Below are 18,277 nucleotides of genomic sequence, written 5' to 3'. Positions count from 1 at the left end.
GATGCCCTGGACGACGCCGCCATCGTCCAGGCCATCGCCGCTCGCGGCGACCGGTGCAGAGCCGCTGCCACCCCGCGACCCACGTCCGGCTCTCTCTGCCCACTTGTCGTGGTCATCCACCCACGGGTGTTCCCGATCGGGCTTCTTGGACGGTCAACGGGCGCAGGGTGAGCGTGTACTCGTAGGTGGTGTCGGGCCGGACCTGACTGCGTGCCCGCACGGGGTTCGGGGTGTCGCCGACGCCCGTGACGGCGTGGCTCGCGTGCAGGGTGACCCAGCCCTTGTTGCGCTGGAGTTGGAACGGGTACGCGGCCCGGTCGAGGTCGTCGTAGGGCGTCACGCTGACGTCCTTCGCACCCGCCACGAGCAGACCGCCGGTGCGGCCGTCGGCCAGCAGCGCCCACCGGCTGTCCGTGTGGTTGCCGTGGTCCTGGGGGCGGTGGTAGTCGACGTACTGCTCGTCGACCGTGGACGAGTGCACGCCGATCGGGGTGCCGTCCTTGCGGTCGACGTAGCTCTCCGCCTTGCGCCCGTACCAGGCGAACCGGTCGTAGCCGTCGGGCACCGCCAGCGACACGCCGATCCTGGGCAGGTAGGGCAACGTGCGCATCGCGCCTTGCGGGGTGACCTGGTGCCCGAGCCGCAGCACGCCGCCGCGTTCGACGGTGTAGGTCATCGTCTGGTCGAACCAGGCCCCGGTGACGTCCGGTGCGGCCACCCGGCTGTCGACCACGACCCGGACACCGGACGGCGCCGGTTCGACGCGGATGTCGGTGACGGTGGTGGCGAGCCGGTCGAGGCCGACCTGGCGCCAGTCCTCGCCCTCCGCGCGGCCCCATTTGAAGGTCTCGTTGCTGATCGGAGCACGCCACGCGTCGAGCTTCGGCCCGCTGCGCAGCAGTTCGCGGTCGCGTACCTTGATCGACGACAGCGTGCCGGTCTTCTTGTCGACCGAGTAGCTGACGCCCGCCGCGGACGCCGTGACCGCCGCCGCGTCGTCGGTCGTGATCGCGGCGTTGCCACCGTGAGTGCCCCGGTCCTGGTCGAGACCCGGGATTCGGCTGCCGCCGAGGGAGAACTGGTCGTGCGCGAGCACGTGCCCGGCGGGCACCATCGGCTGGGCCGCCGCGGTGACGGCCTCCACGGTGAGGAACCGTTCCCGATCGGCCGGGTTCGGCGGTGCGGGGATCCGGATCGTGCCCGTCGAGTTCGCCGCCACGCGCAACGGCTGCTCCCCGCGCGTCACGACGCGCGAGCCCTCGGTGACGCGCCACCGCAGCCTCAGCCCGTCGGTGCCGGTGAACTGCTTCTCGTTGCGCACCGACAGCACGCCGTCGGTGTAGCCGAACCGCAGCGGCTGCTGCGCCCACGCCATCTGGGTCGTCTCCGGCTGAGCCGTGCGGTCCGGGCCGACCAGGCCGTCGAGGCCGGAGATGCTGGAGCCGTAGGACAGGTGGGTGCCGCGTTCCTCGACGCGGTCGAAGTCCAGCGCCAGCACCGCGCCGCCCACGGGTTCGGGCGCGTTCAGCTCGGCGGGGGTGAGGGGGCGGTCGTAGATGCGGACGTCGTCCACGGTCCCGTGGGCCATCCGCCCGACGTTGCTGGGGTCGTTCCACGACGTCTCGAAGTCGCGGCCGACGTTGACCTCGGCCGACGACGGGTCGATCGGGCCGCTGAACGGCGTGGTGGCGACCTCGCGGCCGTCGATGTAGAGGCGCAGCGCGGTGCCGTCGTAGGTGCCGCCGACCCGGTGCCAGTTGCCGTAGAAGTCGTCCGGCACGGTGGCCCGCACGGCCTGCCAGGTGCCGCTGTGGATGAAGAACTCCAGCGTGTGCTCGTCCTTCATCTTCAGCGCGTACTGGTGGTCGCCCTTGCCGACGATGCGGAAGTCGCCGCTCCACGCGGCGGGCTTGACCCACGCGTCCAGCGTCAGCGCCGTGCCGGTGATGTCCAGCCTGCGGTCGCGGTAGACCTCCACGAAGTCGTCCAGGCCGGACAGGTGCAGCGCCTTGCCGCGGTGTCCGTCGACCAGTTCCGGCGCGCCGGTCACGTGGGCGGAGATGTCGTTGCCCGAGGAGTCGGGCAGGATCCGGACCTGCTGCCGGATGCTGCCCTCGGCCCAGTCCCAGATGAAGCCGCCCTGGGTGGCGGGGTTGGCCCGGACGGTGTCCCAGAACTCGCGGAAGTTGCCCAGGCTGTTGCCCATCGCGTGCGCGTACTCGCCGAGGACGACCGGTTTGGTGGTGCTCCTCGCCTGTTCCTCGAACCGCTCGGGGGAGGGGTAGCGCGGGCCCCACACGTCGGCGAACGGCGCATCGCCGTCGGGGTTGTTGGACTGGTGGTACTTGGGGCGGGTCGGCTCGTTGGCGTCCAACCACTCCGCCATGGCGTAGTGGTGCGCGCCAAGGCCTGCCTCGTTGCCGGTGTCCCACAGGAACACGCTCGGGTGGTTCTTGTCCCGCTCGACCATGGCGGTGAAGCGGTCCAGGAACGCGGCCCGCCACTCCGGCTGGTCGGCCTGGCACCAGCGTGAGCAGTCCTCGTGGTTGTGGGTCTCGATGTCGACCTCGTCGGCGATCCACAGCCCGTGCCGGTCGGCCAGCTCGTAGAAGTACGGATCGGACGGGTAGTGCGAGGTGCGCACCGCGTTGACGTTGAGCTGCTCCATCAACGCCACGTCGCGCTCCTGCGCCGCCCTCGGCACGTGCCGGCCGTGGTCGGGGTCGGTCTCCGCCCGGTTCACGCCCTTGAACAGCACCCGCTTGCCGTTGACCAGCAGCTGCCTGTCGCGGATCTCGATCTCGCGGAAACCGGTGGTCTCGCTGGTGATGTGCGTCGTGCCGCCGGGCGCGGTCAGGGTGAACACGACGGTGTGCAGGTTCGGGGTCTCGTCGGTCCACTTGGCCGGGTCGCGCACGGGCAGCTCGAACCGGGCGGTGCCGCCGGCGTCGGTGATCTCCACGTCCCGGGCGGCGGACGCGATCTCCTTGCCGCGGCCGTCGCGCAGGCTCAGCGCCAGGCGGTGCGCGCCGGTCGTGCCACCGGGCTTGCGCGCCACTTCGACCTCGGTCGACAGCACGGCGTCGGTGTAGGCGGCGTCCAGGTCGGTGCGCAGGGTGACGTCGCGGACGTGCGTGGCAGGCGTGGAGTGCAGGCGGACCGAGCGGAAGATGCCCGAGTACCGCCACTGGTCGACGTCCTCCAGGTACGCGCCCGCGCTCCACCGGTGCACCTGCACGGCCACCCGGTTGCGGCCAGGCCTCAGGGCCGCCGAGACGTCGAACTCCGCCGGGGTGTAACCACCCTGGTCGTAGCCCACGTACCTGCCGTTGACCCACACGAAGTAGCCCGAGGTCACGCCCTCGAAGCGCAGGAACGTGCTGCGCCCGGTCCAGTCGGCGGGCAGGTCGAAGTCCTTCGCGTACGCGCCGGTCGGGTTGACGTCACGCGGCACGCGCGGCGGGTCGTCCGGCTGGATCTCGGTCGCGATGTTGCGGAAGATCGGGTGGTCCAACCCGTCGGTCTGCCACGTGTGCGGCACCGAGACCCGTCGCCAACCGGACGTGTCGAAGCCGTCGGCGTGGAAGCCGGCCGGCACCTCCTCCGGCCGCTTGGCCATCGCGATCCGCCACTCGCCGTCCAGCGACCGCGTGTACGGCGTGCTCTCGTCACCCCGGACAGCCGAGGCCACGTCGGCGTGCGGGGGCAGGAAGACGTGGGCCGGTTCCTGGTGCTCGGCGACCATGGCGGGGTTCTCCAGGTAGGTCGCGTACAGGTCGCCAGGGGGAGCGGCGGAGGCGGAGCCGGGGCTGACGCCGACGACGGCACCACCCAGGACCGACAACACCACTGCGAGAACGCGCGAGCGCGACATGCCGAACCTCCATCTCTCCTCCCGGAGCCGAGTGGCACCTCCACTCGCACCGGGGTGCTCCGAGCGGCCGCGGTGTCCGGTCCCGCCCTGCGGGGGCAGGACCGGACACCGGTGTTCTGACGGAGTTGCGCTACCTCATGTTGGCCACCACGAAGGGGGCGTGGCCGTGCAGGTAGCTGCTCCAGCCACCGGTGACGGGTGCACCCGCACGGAGCAGGTTGGTGGAGTCGCTGCCGGTGTGGAGCTTCCAGGCGGTCCAGGAGACACCGTTGGCGCGCATCCAGTCGATCCAGGCCTGTGCCTCGGGCAGGCAGGTCCGGCCGTCGGTGCCGCCGTCGGCGTGGCTGGCACCCCACTCGGTGACGAACAGCGCGAGGCCGGCGCGGATCGCGGTGTCCGCCTTCGCCCGCAGGCCGGTGGTGTGCGAGCAGGAGTAGAAGTGCAGCGTGTACATGAGGTTGGTGCCGGCCACCGGGCTGGCGGCGGCCTGGTCGACGTTCTGGGACCAGCTGGGCGTGCCGAGCACGATGATGTTGTCGGGGTCGGCGGCGCGGATGGCGGAGACCACGGCCTGGTGGTAGGGCTTGATGACGCCGGTCCAGCTGACCTGGAGGGGCTCGTTCCAGGGTTCCCAGATGACGTTGGGCAGGTGGCCGTAGCGGCGGGCCAGGTCGCTGAAGAACGCGACCGCCTGCGACCGCGAGTTCTGGGCCTCGTGGGCGTGGTAGTCCACGATCACGTACACCCCGGCGGTCACGGCGTTGTTGATGATCGTCTCGACTTGGCCGCGTGCCTTGTTCGGGTCGCTGAGGTAGGCCCCGGACGGTTCCACGCCCATCGCGGCGCGGATGACCTGGAGGTTCCAGTTGTCCCGCATCCACCGCAGCGCCGAGAGGTTCTCGGCGTAGGCCGGGTTCTCCCAGTTCAGCCAGAAGCTGCTCACGCCGCGCAGCTGGACCCGCGCGCCGCTGCGGTCGCACATCGTGGTGCCGCAGACGCGCAGTTGCCCGTGGCGGGCGACGGGGGTGGTGCCCGCCGGCGGCGTCGTGGTGGTCGTGGTCGGGTTCGTCCCGCCGGTGGTGGTCCACCGCTGGTTGGACGCGCCGGTGCAGGTCCAGAGCACGATGAGGGTGCCGTTGGCGGTCCCGGCGCCGGTGGCGTCGAGGCACAGCCCGGACTGCACACCGCGGATCGTGCCGTCGGTGTTGACGTTCCACTGCTGACCGGCGCTGCCGTTGCAGTCCCAGATGGTGACCGCGGTGCCCGCGGTGGTGCCGCTGCCGGCGGCGTTGAGGCACTTGCTGCCGTACACCTGCAACTGGCGGGACGAGGTGGTGTTGAAGGTCTGGTTCGCGCCGCCGGTGCAGTCGCGCAGGGCGACCTGGGTGCCGTTGGTCTGGGAGGACCCCGGGACCTCGACGCAGCGGCCGGAGCCGACGCCCTTGATCGTGGTGGTGGCGGCCGAAGCCGTGCTGATGACGGTCAGGAAGGTGCCCACGAGCACCGGGACGGCCACGAGGGCCGCCAGTAGCGGGCGGATGGACGTGCGGATGGTCGTGCGGCGCCGGCTCGCGTCGGTGAGGGCCGGTCGTGCTGGTTCCACTTCTGCTCCCTCGGGTGTGAGGAGACCGGACCGGCAGGGCTCGGCCCGGGTGTTGTCGGTGTTAATGACACGATGAAACAAAGTCAGGTGGTGACGGCAGGATGGGGCCATTAACCGCTTAAGTCAAGGGGTGCTTCCGAGGTTTTCGGCCGTCGTGTCGGCCATCTGTACCGCTTAAGTAACCCCGTGACCGGCTGGCCTTGGGGTCCGACGAGTCACGGGAGGGCGCGGTGTTTGACTCGTCGTGAAATCAACTCTTGACCCGGCGGAGCGTCAGGCTCCATCCTGGGTTTCGGACCGGCCCCCTGGGGGTCAAGGCGTGCCGGTGGTTGTCCGGGCGGAACACCCGCGGAGTCGCGCCACCCGCTGCGGGCGGTGTCCGCGCCTGGTCGGGCAGGGCCGGGGCGGCACCCCCGAGTGCGTTGCCCCTGCGGCGGCCGCACCTGCGGCCGATCCAGCCTGACGACGCCATCTTCCGATGTCCAATCCCGCGAGCCGTTCTCTGGGAGCGCTCCCAGAGGTGTAGACGAAGGAGCAATGGTGCTCATGACCTCGATGAGAGTGCGGGTGTTCGCCGCCGCTGCGGCGATCGGCGCGCTGACCGGCGGCTTGGTGGTCGCCGGGGTGGCGTCCGCGGCCCCCGGCTGCAAGGTCGACTACGTGGTGCAGAACAAGTGGCAGGGCGGGTTCACCGGGAACGTCACGATCACCAACGTCGGCGACCCCGTCGACGGCTGGGCGTTGAGGTGGTCGTTCCCCGGCTCGGAGCGCTTCAGCCAAGGCTGGAACGCCACGTTCAGCGCCTCCGGGGCGAGTGTTACCGCATCCAATGTGGACTGGAACCGGTCGATACCGACCGGTGGCACGGCGTCGTTCGGTTTCAACGGCACGATGACCGGTGACGCGGTGGGCGTGCCGTCGACGTTCACGTTGAACGGTACGACGTGCACGGGCAACGTCGTCCCCACGACCACGTCCTCCACGTCGACCTCGACCACGACGACGACCACCGGAGGTGGCACGCCCCAGTGTGCCGTCAACCCGGTGAACCCGAATTCGTCGACGCAGGCGCGGAAGTTGTTGTGCTACGTCCAGTCGCAGTACGGCAACCACATCATCTCGGGTCAGCAGGAGTCGACCTGGATCGGTGGTCCGGATTACGAGATCAACCACATCCGGAACAACACGGGCAAGTACCCGGCGATCCGGGCGTTGGACTTCGGTGACTCGAAGGATCTCGCTCCGCGTGCGATCGCGTGGTGGAACGCGGGTGGTATTCCGATGATCGGTTACCACATGGGTGCGCCGACGAAGCCGGACACCTACGAGGGCACGCAGATGCAGGTGTCGATCAACGCGGTGCTGACGCCGGGTACGGCGGAGTACAGCTCGTTCATCAACCGCCTTGACCAGGCCGCGGCGATGTTGCAGCAGTTGGAGAACGCCGGGGCGGCGGTGATCTGGCGTCCGTTCCACGAGGCCGGTGGCACGTGGTTCTGGTGGAGCAAGGAGGGTGGCGGCCAGTACAACCGGCTGTGGAACTTCATGTTCAACTACTTCACCCGTACCAAGGGTTTGGACAACCTGGTGTGGCTGCACGGTTACAACGGTCAGCCGCAGGCGTCGTTCTACCCGGGCAAGTCGGTGGTGGACATCGGTGGCGCGGACACGTACGCGGGCAACGGCAACTACGACCCGCTCAACGCGATGTACAACTCGGTGCGCAACATCGTCGGCTCGACCATTCCGATCGCGCTGCACGAGAACGGCCCGATCCCCGACCCGGACCGGCTGATCTCCACCGGTACGCGCTGGGTGTTGTTCGGCACCTGGCACGGCAACCACCTGACCCAGGGCAACTCCATCGCCCACCTCCAGAAGGTCTACAACCACAGCTACGTCGTCACCCGCGACGAGCTGCCCAACCTCCGGTAGGAATCGACCCACCACTCCAACACAGTCGTCACCCCGTCCCGACAGCACGTCGGGCCGGGGTGACGACCGTGTCAGGTGGAAGGCCTGGAAGTGATGAGCGTGCCTACCGGAAGTTGGGCAGTTCGTCGCGGGTGATGACGTAACTGGCGGCGTACACCTTCTGCAGGTGGGCGACCGAGTTGTGCTGGGTCAGGTACTGCGAGTTCCAGGTCATGAACCACAGCCACCGGGTGTTGGTCGACTGCAACCGGTCCGGGTCCGGGATCGGGCCGTTCTCGTGCAGCGCCACCGGGACCTGGGAGCCGACGGCGTTGCGCGCCGCGTTGTACATCGCGTTCTGCGGGTCGTAGTTGCCGCTGCCGGCGTAGGTGTCGGCGCCGCCGACGTCGACGTAGGACCTGCCGGGGTAGAAGGCCCCGTTGGGGCTGCCGTTCGTGCCGAACATCCAGATCAGGTTGTTCAGGCCCTTGGTGCGGGTCAGGTAGTCGTACATGTAGCGCCAGAGCCGCACGTACTGGCCGCCGCCTTCCTTGCTCCACCAGAACCAGGTGCCACCGGCCTCGTGGAACGGGCGCCAGATCACCGCCGCGCCGATGTCCTCCAACCGCTGGAGGTTCGCGGCGGCGGCGTCCATGCGCTGGCGGAAGGAGTTGTTCTCGGCCGTGCCGGAGGTGAGCACGGCGTTGATGGACACGGCCATCTGGCTGCCCTCGTAGGTGTCGGGCTTCGTGGGCGCGCCCATGTGGTAGGCCACCTCGGGGATGCCGCCGGAGTTCCACCACGTGATGGCACGGCCGACGTAGTCGGTGGTCGCCTGGTCCATGCCCCGCAGCGCCGGGAGCTTGCCGGTGTGGCGCTGGATGTGGTTCATCTCGTACTCGGGACCGCCGTTCCAGGTGGACTCCTCCTGACCGGCGAGGATGTGGTTGCCGTACTGCGAGTGCAGGTAGCACAGGACTTTGCGCACCGCGGTGTTGGCGTCGGGGTTGACCGGGCTGACCGAGCACGTCGGGCCGGGCCCCGGGCCGGGCTCGGTTCCGGCGCGCCACTGCTGGTTGGTCTGGCCGTTGCAGTTCCAGGTGTTGACCGGGGTGCCGTTGGCCGTCGCGGCACCGACCACGTCCACGCAGAGACCGGACTGGGTCGCGGTCACCGAACCGTTGGCGTTGAGCCGGAACTTCTGGTTGGGCTGCCCGGTGCACTCCCGGATCAGCAGCCTCGCACCCGCGGTGGTCGAGCCGTTCTCCACATCCAGGCAGCGGGTGCCGCCGAAGGTGCGGAGGTCACCGGACGAGGCGAAGTCCCACGACTGGTTGGCCTGACCGTTGCAGTCCCAGATCGCCACCGCCGATCCGGGCGTGCTGCTGTTGCCCACCACGTCCAGGCACTTGTTGGACGCCACGCTGATCAGCGAGGCCGGCGCCGCGAGCGCCGGCACGGCGCTCAACGCGGCCAGGCCGGGTACCGTCAGGGCGATCGCCAAGAGCGTCCGCCCTGTTCTTCCCATGGGGCGCATCGGATCTCCTTTGATCCACGGTGACCGGATGCCACCGGACACCGGTAGTCGGCAGACGAAGGTGAAGGTGCCTCGCAGGAACGGTCGACGGCACCGGATGCGGACCCGGTCACGCCGAAGGAACTGGCGCGGCCGACCGGCCACGCCGCTGCCTTCCGGGGGTTCTCGACCGGCGAAGTCCTCGCGGGACGGCCGTGGGCGGGTGCGCCCGACCGATCCCGGGATGTGTCCCTCCGGAACGTAACGCAGTGGTCCGGTCCGGAACAAGAGGTTCGGCTCAGGTTGAAACTAACTCCCGGTGCGGTCGGCGTCCGAGGTGCTGTCGTGCCGACGTGTGGTTGAGAGTTCAGTTAATTTCAGACCGGTACTAACCCCTTGTTCGGACCGGAAGTGTTGCGATACGTTGCGCAAGTACCACGCCGGACCGCCGAGAGTCGCGGTACGACCGGCCATCGCCGTGCACGGAGTCGGACCCGGTCGCCCCTCGTCCGTCTCCGGCCCAACTCCACCGTGTCGACGACGACACGCGCACACTGGAGGCTCACGTGGAGATCAACCGTCGCAACTTCCTGGAGTTGGGTGCGACCGGGATCGGAGTGGCCGGCTTGTCCGCGTTGGGTGTGAGCGCGCTGGGCGTGCCCGTGGCCGCCGCCGCACCCGCGGGTCCCACCACCGAAACCCTGCTGCTCACCGGTTCCGACGCGGACAACACCGTGCCCTGGGACTTCCAGGTGACCGAGGGTCGCAACGCCGGGGCGTGGCGCATGATCCCGACGCCGTCGAACTGGGAGTGCCACGGTTTCGGCACCTACCAGTGGGGCTGGAACCTGCGGCCCAACGAGAAGGGCCTGTACCGGCGTCGCTTCACGCCGCCTTCGACGTGGTCGGGCAGGCGGGTCTTCGTCGTGTTCGAGGGCTCGATGACCGACACCGAGGTGCGGATCAACGGCACCCTCGCCGGTCCGATCCACCAGGGCGGCTTCTACCGCTTCCGCTACGACGTGACGTCGCTGGTGCGATTGGGGCAGGAGAACCTGCTGGAGGTGACGGTCAGCCGGGACTCGGCGAACAACTCGGTCAACGACGCCGAGCGCCGCGGGGACTACTGGAACTTCAGCGGTATCTACCGGCCGGTCTCGCTCCAGGCGTTCCCCGCCTCGCGGATCGACCGGGTCGCGATCGACGCCAAGCACACCGGCGCGTTCCGGATGGACGTGCACCTGGCGGGGGTGAGCGCGGCCGGGCGGGTGGTCGGACAGCTCCGGCGGCTCGACGGCACCGCGGTCGGCGGCCCGTTCTCGGTGGCGGTCTCGTCGGGCGCGACCACGGCGACGCTGACCACGTCGGTGCCCTCACCGCAGACGTGGACCGCGGAGGCGCCGAACCTGTACCTGGTCGACGTGCAGCTCACCGACAACAGCGGTGCGCCCCGGCACGGGACGACCGAGCGGTTCGGGTTCCGCACGATCGAGGTCCGCGCGGGTGACGGCGTGTACGTCAACGGGTCGAAGGTCATCCTCAAGGGCACCAACCGGCACACGTTCTGGCCGACGCTGGGCCGCGCGTCCAGCCCGCGCATGGCCCGGGCGGACATCCTCCTGATGAAGGAGATGAACAACAACGCCGTCCGCATGTCGCACTACCCGCCCGACACGTTCTTCCTCGACCTGTGCGACGAACTGGGCCTGTACGTGATCGACGAGTTGGCCGGTTGGCAGAAGCGCTACGACGAGAACGTGGGCGCGCCGCTGGTCGCCTCGATGGTGACCCGGGACGTCAACCACCCGTCGGTCGTGATGTGGGCCAACGGCAACGAGGGCGGCTGGAACACCGCGCTGGACGACGACTACGCCCGCTACGACCCGCAGCGGCGGCCGGTGATCCACCCCTGGGCGACGTTCGGCGGCCTCAACACCGACCACTACGAGACCTACGACAGCACCCGCAACATCCTCAACGGCTCCTCGATCCACCTGCCGACCGAGTTCCTGCACGCCCTCTACGACGGCGGCGCCGGAGCCGGCCTGAACGACTACTGGGCGCTGCTGGGCGCCGGCGCGCGCCGAGCGGGCGGGTTCATCTGGGCGTTCGTGGACGAAGGGCTCCGCCGCGACGACCGGGGCGGAGCCATCGACACCACCGGCAACTCCGGCCCGGACGGCATCCTCGGCCCGTTCCGCGAGAAGGAAGCCTCCTTCTACACCATCCGCGACATCTGGTCCCCGGTCCAGCTCGCCAACCCCGGCTACTACACCACCACGTTCCCCGCGGGCTTCGACGGCCGGGTCAACGTCGTCAACCGCTACGACCACACCGACCTGCAGGGCTGCCGGTTCAGCTGGCAACTGCTCAGGCAGGCCGCACCGGGCACCTCGGGCACCGCGCCGACCGTGATCGCGCAGGGTGTCGTCGCCGGCCCGAACACCGCGCCGGGGGCCGGCGGTTCGGTCGCCCTCGGCCTACCCGGCACGTGGGCGGACGCCGACACGTTGCGCGTCGACGTCCTGGACCCCACCGGCCGCACGATCAACACCTGGAGCTGGCGGATCAAGAAGGCGGTCGACTTCGCGCGGCGCATCGTGGTCCCCACGTCGGGCACCACGTCCGTCACGGAGGACAGCACCAGCGTGACCATGACCGCGAGCGGCACGGCGGTCACGATCTCCAAGTCGTCGGGACGACTGTCCCGCGTCACCCGCAACGGGACCACCGTGTCGCTCACCAACGGCCCGGCCATGGCGGTGGGCTCGGCGGCCCTGACCGGCATCTCGAACTTCCGCGACGGCACCGGCCACGTCGTGCAGGCCAACTACAGCGGGGACCTGAACCAGGTGCGCTGGCGGCTGGACTCCAACGGCTGGCTGCGCCTGGAGTACCGCTACACCCGCACCGGCCCCCACGACTTCCTCGGCGTGAACCTCGACTACCCCGAGAACCGGGTACTGGGCATGACCTGGCTGGGCGACGGGCCGTACCGGGTGTGGAAGAACCGGATGCGCGGCGTGCACCACAGCGTGTGGACCAAGAACTACAACCGCACCGCCACCGGGGCGAGCGCCTGGCAGTACCCGGAGTTCAAGGGCTACCACGCCAACACCTACTGGGCCGCCCTGCGCACCACCGAAGGCACCATCACCCTCGTGGCCGAGCAGGAGAACCTGTTCCTCCGCCTGTTCACCCCCGACGTCGGCCCCAGCCCCATGAGCGCCACCGCGCCGTTCCCCGGCGGCGGCATCTCCCTGCTCGACGCGATCCCCGCCATCGGCAACAAGTTCCACACCGCCGACACCCTCGGCCCGGAAGGGCAGAAGTCCGTGGCCACCGGCCAGTACAACCGGACCGTGCACTTCCGCTTCACCGCCTGACCCGGCGCACCAGCCGGTCGGCCGACGCCACCGCGTCCCTCCCCGCCCGGCCGCACCCTCGACGTTCCCGTACTCACCCCTCCGCGTTGATCAAAGGAGATCGCATGCGCGCGCTACGACGCACCGGCAGGGCCCTGCTCGCCGTTGCGCTTGCCCTACCGGCGCTGACCCTGATCGCAGGTCCGGCCGTCGCCGCGCCCGCGCCGCTCGTGGGCGTGGCGTCGGGCAGGTGCCTGGACGTCGTCGGGGCGTCCCAGACCGTCGGCACGGCGGTGGACATCTGGGACTGCAACGGCCAGTCCAACCAGGCCTGGGAGTTCTCAGCTTCCGGTGAGCTGCGGGTGTTCGGCGGCGCGCGCTGCCTGGACGTGCCCAACCAGTCCACGACCCCCGGCACCCGCTTGACGATCTACACCTGCACCGGCGGTGCGAACCAGAAGTTCCGGCTCAACGCCAACGGCAGCATCACCGCCACCCAGTCCGGGCTGTGCCTGGACGTGGAGAACCAGGGCACCGCCAACGGCACGGCGGTGGACATCTGGACGTGCAACGGCCAGTCGAACCAGGCGTTCCGACTCGGCTCGACCGGACCCGGCCCGCAGCCGTGCGCGACGAACCCGGTGAACCCGAATTCGTCGACGCAGGCGCGGAAGTTGTTGTGCTACGTCCAGTCGCAGTACGGCAACCACATCATCTCGGGTCAGCAGGAGTCGACCTGGATCGGTGGTCCGGATTACGAGATCAACCACATCCGGAACAACACGGGCAAGTACCCGGCGATCCGGGCGTTGGACTTCGGCGACTCGAAGGACCTCGCACCGCGTGCCATCGCGTGGTGGAACGCCGGTGGTATCCCGATGATCGGTTACCACATGGGCGCGCCGACGAAGCCCGACACCTACGAGGGCACCCAGATGCAGGTGTCCATCAACGCGGTGCTTACCCCCGGCACGGCCGAGTACAACTCGTTCATGAACCGGCTCGACCAGGCCGCCGCGATGCTCCAGCAGTTGGAGAACGCCGGGGCGGCGGTGATCTGGCGTCCGTTCCACGAGGCCGGTGGCACGTGGTTCTGGTGGAGCAAGGAAGGCGGCGCGCAGTACAACCGCCTGTGGCGCTTCATGTTCAACTACTTCACCAACACCAAGGGCCTGAACAACCTCGTCTGGCTGCACGGTTACAACGGTCAGCCGCAGGCGTCGTTCTACCCGGGCAAGTCGGTGGTGGACATCGGCGGCGCGGACACGTACGCGGGCAACGGCAACTACGACCCGCTCAACGCGATGTACAACTCGGTGCGCAACATCGTCGGCTCGACCATTCCGATCGCGCTGCACGAGAACGGTCCCATTCCCGACCCGGACCGGTTGCAGTCCACCGGTACGCGCTGGGTGTTGTTCGGCACCTGGCACGGCAACCACCTGACCCAGGGCAACTCCATCGCCCACCTCCAGAAGGTCTACAACCACAGCTACGTCGTCACCCGCGACGAGCTGCCCAACCTCCGGTAGCGGCACAACAGGCCGGTGGCGACCGCCGTTCCCGCGGTCGCCACCGGCGCTCGCGCACCCTGCCCCGTCCGCTGTCCGTCGAAGGAAAACGAATGTCGCGAACGATGTCGAAGGTCGTCGTCCTCACGTTGCTGTTGGTGGCCGGGTGTGGTGCTCCGACGGCCGGTCCGGCGCCGACGTTCGGTTCGGTGCCGGACAAGCCCTCGGCGCCGGTGGAGCTGAACGTGCTGGACGTGGCGGGCAACCTGCAGCTCACGCAGGGCATGATCGACGAGTTCGCGGCCGCGAACCCGGACGTGGTGAGCAAGGTGAACTACTCCAAGGCGACCGCGCCGGACATGCCGGGCAAGCTCAAGGCCGAGCAGAACGCGGGCCGCTCGCAGACCCACCTGGTGCTGACCGGGACCGACGGGCTGGCGGCGGTCATCGGTCAGGGGCTGGCCACGCCGTTGCTGCCGGACCAGGAGACCAGGTTCCCCGGGCTGGAGGACAACTACCTGCCGGCCGCGGCGGCCATGCAGGAGTTGGCACAGGGCCAGGGGATCGTGGTCACGTACTACCCGGCCGGCCCCTTGCTGGAGTACGACCCCGCGAAGGTGTCGAGCCCGCCGAGGACCGCCGACGAGCTGTTGGCGTGGGCGAAGGCCAATCCCGGGAAGTTCCAGTACGCCGTGCCGGCGAATTCCGGTCCCGGCCGCACGTTCCTGATGGGGCTGCCCTACATCCTGGGAGACTCCGACCCGAAGGACCCGGAGAACGGGTGGGCGAAGACCTGGGCGTACCTGGCGGAGTTGGGCCAGTACGTGGACTACTACCCCTCCGGCACGACGGAGACGATGAAGAACCTGGCCGACGGCACCGCGAACCTGGTGGCCACCACGACGGGGTGGGACATCAACCCCCGGGTGCTGGGCACGGTGCCGGAGAGCGCGAGGGTCACGACGCTGGAGGGTTTCCACTGGGTGACCGACGCGCACTACGCGGTCGTGCCCAAGGGCGTGTCGCAGGACGTCATGTCGGCGAACCTGGCCCTGGTGAAGTGGGTGCTCGACCCGAAGCAGCAGGCGAAGGCCTACGACAAGGGCTACTTCTACCCCGGTCCGGCGGTCAAGGGCGTCACGCTCGACATGGCGCCGCGGGAATCGCGTGACGCGCTGGCGAAGTTCGGCCGTCCCGAGTACGACGCGTTGATCGAGGACAACCCGAAGGAGACGTCGCTGCCCGCCGAGGCGCAGGTGAAGGCGTTCCAGAGGTGGGAGCGCGAGATCGGCAGCGGGAAGACCCGCAAATGAGCGACCGGTTCACCGAACTCGGCATCGACGGCGTGCGGCGGGTCTTCGGCGACCAGGTCGCACTGCGCGGGATGGACCTGACCATCAAGGGCGGCGAGTTCGTGGCGCTGCTCGGCCCGTCCGGCTGCGGCAAGTCGACCGCGTTGAACTGCCTGGCCGGGCTGCTGCCGCTGTCCGGCGGGCGGATCCTGGTCGACGGCGAGCGGATCGACCAGCTGCCGCCGGAGCAGCGCGGTTTCGGCATGGTGTTCCAGAACTACGCGCTGTTCCCGCACATGACCGTGCGGCGCAACATCGCGTTCGGGCTCGCCATGCGCAAGGTCGCCAAGGCCGAGCAGGCCCGGCGGGTGGAGGAGGCGCTGCGCCTGGTGCAGTTGGGCGCGCACGCGGACAAGTACCCCGGCCGGCTCTCCGGCGGCCAGCAGCAGCGGGTGGCCATCGCGCGCGCCGTCGTGCTGGAACCGCCGCTGGTGCTGATGGACGAGCCGCTGTCCAACCTGGACGCCTCGCTGCGGCTGGAGATGCGGTCGGAGATCCGCAGGCTGCACCAGTCCCTCGGACTGACGACGGTGTACGTCACGCACGACCAGGAGGAGGCGTTGGCGCTGGCGGACCGGCTGGTGGTGATGCGCGACGGCGAGGTGCAGCAGGTCGGCACACCGCAGGAGGTGTACGCGCAGCCCGTGAACCGGCACGTGGCCGGGTTCATGGGCTACCGCAACCTGCTGCCGGCCCTGGTGACCGGCGTGGATGGCGAGCACGTCACCGTCACCGCCGACGGGGTGGGCCTGACCGGCGTCAACCGGGACGGGCTGACCTCGGGCCGAGCGGTGGTGGCCGTGCGACCCGAGGACTTCGCCCTCGTCCCGCTGTCGGCGTCCGCCCAGGCCAACGAGGTGGAGGCCGAGGTGGAGATCGTCGAGTACCACGGCCGCGAACAGGCGGTGGAAGCCCGGCTGCCGGGAGGCCGGGCGGTGCACGTGCGCACCACCGATCGGCTCGCGCCCGGTGACGCGGTGCGGCTGCGGGTGCCGGTCGAGCGGGTCCTGGTGTTCGCGCCATGAGCACCGTCGCCCTGCGCCACCGGCTCGCCGAGCGCGGCGTGGACCGGGTGCTGCTGCTTCTCGTGCCCGGCACGCTGTTCCTGGCGCTGCTGTTCCTCTACCCGTTCCTGTACGGCCTCCAGCTGTCGTTCCAGCCGGCCGCCGGCGGGCCGTTCGCGAACTACGAGCGGTTCTTCACCGACGCCTACCTGCGCGACACCATCTGGATCACGTTGCGGCTCGGACTGCCCGCGGCGCTGGTCAACGTGGTGGCGTCGATCCCGATCGCCCACCGGATGCGCGGCCGGTTCCGGGGCAAACGGCTCATCACGACCATCCTCGTCGTGCCCATCACGCTCGGCACCGTGCTCACCGCCGAAGGCCTGATCGAGTACCTGAGCCCGGTGGGGTGGTTCAACAAGGTCGTGCTCGGCCTCGGCCTGGCCGACGAGCCGGTGCGGTTGGTGCACAACTACTGGGGCGTGCTGTTCTCGCTGATCATCACCGGGTTCCCGTTCGCGTTCCTGCTCACCCTGTCCTACCTGTCGGGCATCGACCCGTCCCTGGAACGCGCCGCCGCCACCCTGGGCGCGTCACCCCGCCAGCGGTTCCGGCACATCGTGATGCCCCTGCTCGCGCCGGGCCTGGCGGTCACGTTCTGCCTGTCGTTCGTGCTGGCGTTCTCGGTGTTCCCGTCCGCGATCATGGTCGGCGAGCCGCAGGGCGAGACGCACGTCATCTCGATCGCCGCCTACAACACCGCGTTCCGCGACTTCGACCACCCGATGGGCTCGGCCATCGCGATGATCATGGCCGCGGTGATGCTGCTGGTCATCGGCCTGGTGCTGCTGTGGCGGGCCGGACTGTACCGGGGTTCGACCGGAGGTAAGGGATGAGGCCCGGGACGTGGCTGACGTGGGGCGCGCTGGCGTTCTTCCTGCTCAACCTCCTCGGCGTGATCGTCGCGGTGCTGGTGAACTCGTTCAGCACGCAGTGGTTCGGCACCTGGTGGCCCGCCGGGTTCACCACCGCCTGGTACGCCGAGGCGTGGCGCGAGTTCGACCTGTTCGAGGTGCTGCTGGTGACCTTCCAGGTCTCGCTCGCCGTGGTGGTGATCTCCGTCCTGATCGGTGTTCCCACCGCCTACGCCCTGGCCAGGCGGAACTTCCCCGGCAAGAAGCTGCTGAGCCTGCTGTTCCTGCTGCCGATCCTGATGCCCCCGATGACCTACGGCATCCCGTTGGCCACCGTGCTCTACAAGTTCCACCTCGCCGGGAGCACGACCGGCGTCATCGTGGCCAACCTCGTGCCGTCCGTGCCGTTCGTCGTGCTCACCATGACCCCGTTCATCGAACAGATCGACACCAGGATCGAAGCCGCCGCCCGCATGTGCGGCGCCCGCACGACCGCCGTGCTGACCAAGGTGCTGGCACCGTTGCTGGTGCCCGGCATCCTGGCCGCGTCCATCCTGGTGCTGGTCCGCACGGTCGGCATGTTCGAGCTGACGTTCCTCACCGCCGGGCCCGACAGCGAGACCCTGGTCGTCTCGCTGTTCTACTCGGTGTCGGCGGCGGGCATCCGGGCACAGCAGACGGTGGACGCGATGGCCGTCATCTACACCGCGTCCATGCTCGTCCTGCTGGTCATCGCACTCCGATTCGTCAATCCCACCCAACTGGTGACCAGGATCAAGGACAACGACTAGGGCCGACCGGCGGTTGCTCCGAACGGGAGGGCACACTCGCGCGGTGACCGGAATCCTGTTGCTCGGGCTGCACCCGAGCGCCATCGACTACAGCCGCTACCCGGGCCTCGACGAGCAGACGTTGACGGCCCGGATCGCGGCGGGCAACGCGGTGCTGAGCGAGGAGGGGTTCGACATCGTGCCGTGCCTGATCCCCGCCGACCCGGACGAGGCGGTCGAGGCGGTCCGCGAGTGCGTGGCCGCCAACCCGGTGGGGGTCGTGATGATCGGGGCGGGCCTGCGGATGGCGCCGGAGCACACGCCGCTGTTCGAACGGCTCGTGAACCTGCTCAACGACCTCGTCCCCGGCCTCGTGTTCTGCTTCAACACCTCACCGGAGACCACCGTCGACGCGCTGCGCCGGTGGGTCGACCCGAGCCGCTGACCGCCGCCT

The 18,277-nt window shown here is 69.3% G+C and carries 11 protein-coding genes; 8 read left to right on the top strand and 3 right to left on the bottom strand.

Translation table 11 applies throughout. The annotated features are described in order from the left end of the window. Positions 1-112 precede the first annotated feature (112 nt). Positions 113-3,874, bottom strand: coding sequence for a glycoside hydrolase family 2 TIM barrel-domain containing protein (locus tag ACYVLT_RS02470; RefSeq protein WP_461118405.1), 3,762 nt, complete (start codon positions 3,872-3,874; stop codon positions 113-115). A 130-nt stretch (positions 3,875-4,004) separates the two neighbouring features. Beyond that, a complete protein-coding gene (locus ACYVLT_RS02465) occupies positions 4,005-5,477 on the bottom strand; it encodes a cellulase family glycosylhydrolase (RefSeq protein WP_461118404.1) in 1,473 nt (490 codons plus the stop codon). Positions 5,478-6,023: 546 nt separating this feature from the next. Here ACYVLT_RS02465 and ACYVLT_RS02460 point away from each other — a divergent pair. Beyond that, positions 6,024-7,412, top strand: coding sequence for a glycosyl hydrolase (locus tag ACYVLT_RS02460; RefSeq protein WP_461118403.1), 1,389 nt, complete (start codon positions 6,024-6,026; stop codon positions 7,410-7,412). 103 nt (positions 7,413-7,515) lie between these two features. On the opposite strand, the gene ACYVLT_RS02455 is transcribed toward ACYVLT_RS02460, so the two are convergent. Then, positions 7,516-8,919 carry a glycosyl hydrolase gene (locus tag ACYVLT_RS02455; RefSeq protein WP_461118402.1) on the bottom strand — a complete coding sequence of 468 codons (1,404 nt, stop codon included), beginning with the start codon at positions 8,917-8,919 and terminating at the stop codon, positions 7,516-7,518. 554 nt (positions 8,920-9,473) lie between these two features. Here ACYVLT_RS02455 and ACYVLT_RS02450 point away from each other — a divergent pair. The 7 genes from ACYVLT_RS02450 to ACYVLT_RS02420 all read left to right on the top strand — a co-directional run bounded on the left by ACYVLT_RS02450 (position 9,474) and on the right by ACYVLT_RS02420 (position 18,268). Beyond that, positions 9,474-12,293, top strand: a complete 2,820-nt coding sequence (locus ACYVLT_RS02450; protein ID WP_461118401.1) for a glycoside hydrolase family 2 protein — start codon at positions 9,474-9,476, stop codon at positions 12,291-12,293. A gap of 104 nt (positions 12,294-12,397) precedes the next feature. After that, positions 12,398-13,804, top strand: coding sequence for a glycosyl hydrolase (locus ACYVLT_RS02445; protein WP_461118400.1), 1,407 nt, complete (start codon positions 12,398-12,400; stop codon positions 13,802-13,804). 92 nt (positions 13,805-13,896) lie between these two features. After that, the gene (locus tag ACYVLT_RS02440) at positions 13,897-15,096 is read left to right on the top strand and encodes an extracellular solute-binding protein (RefSeq protein WP_461118399.1); all 1,200 of its coding nucleotides are present in this window, start codon (positions 13,897-13,899) and stop codon (positions 15,094-15,096) included. After that, positions 15,093-16,160 (top strand): ABC transporter ATP-binding protein, encoded by a 1,068-nt coding sequence (locus tag ACYVLT_RS02435; RefSeq protein WP_461118398.1) that lies wholly within the window; start codon positions 15,093-15,095, stop codon positions 16,158-16,160. The genes ACYVLT_RS02440 and ACYVLT_RS02435 overlap by 4 nt, the downstream gene beginning before the upstream one ends. Beyond that, on the top strand, positions 16,157-17,035 hold the full coding sequence (locus tag ACYVLT_RS02430) for an ABC transporter permease (protein WP_461118397.1): 879 nt from the start codon (positions 16,157-16,159) through the stop codon (positions 17,033-17,035). Before ACYVLT_RS02435 ends, ACYVLT_RS02430 begins: the two co-directional genes overlap by 4 nt. Further along, positions 17,032-17,844 (top strand): ABC transporter permease, encoded by an 813-nt coding sequence (locus tag ACYVLT_RS02425; RefSeq protein WP_461118396.1) that lies wholly within the window; start codon positions 17,032-17,034, stop codon positions 17,842-17,844. Before ACYVLT_RS02430 ends, ACYVLT_RS02425 begins: the two co-directional genes overlap by 4 nt. A gap of 43 nt (positions 17,845-17,887) precedes the next feature. Further along, positions 17,888-18,268 (top strand): hypothetical protein, encoded by a 381-nt coding sequence (locus tag ACYVLT_RS02420; protein ID WP_461118395.1) that lies wholly within the window; start codon positions 17,888-17,890, stop codon positions 18,266-18,268. Positions 18,269-18,277: the final 9 nt, after the last annotated feature.

The organism is Saccharothrix stipae (assembly GCF_054781895.1).
This window is presented reverse-complemented; position numbering and strand designations above follow the sequence as displayed.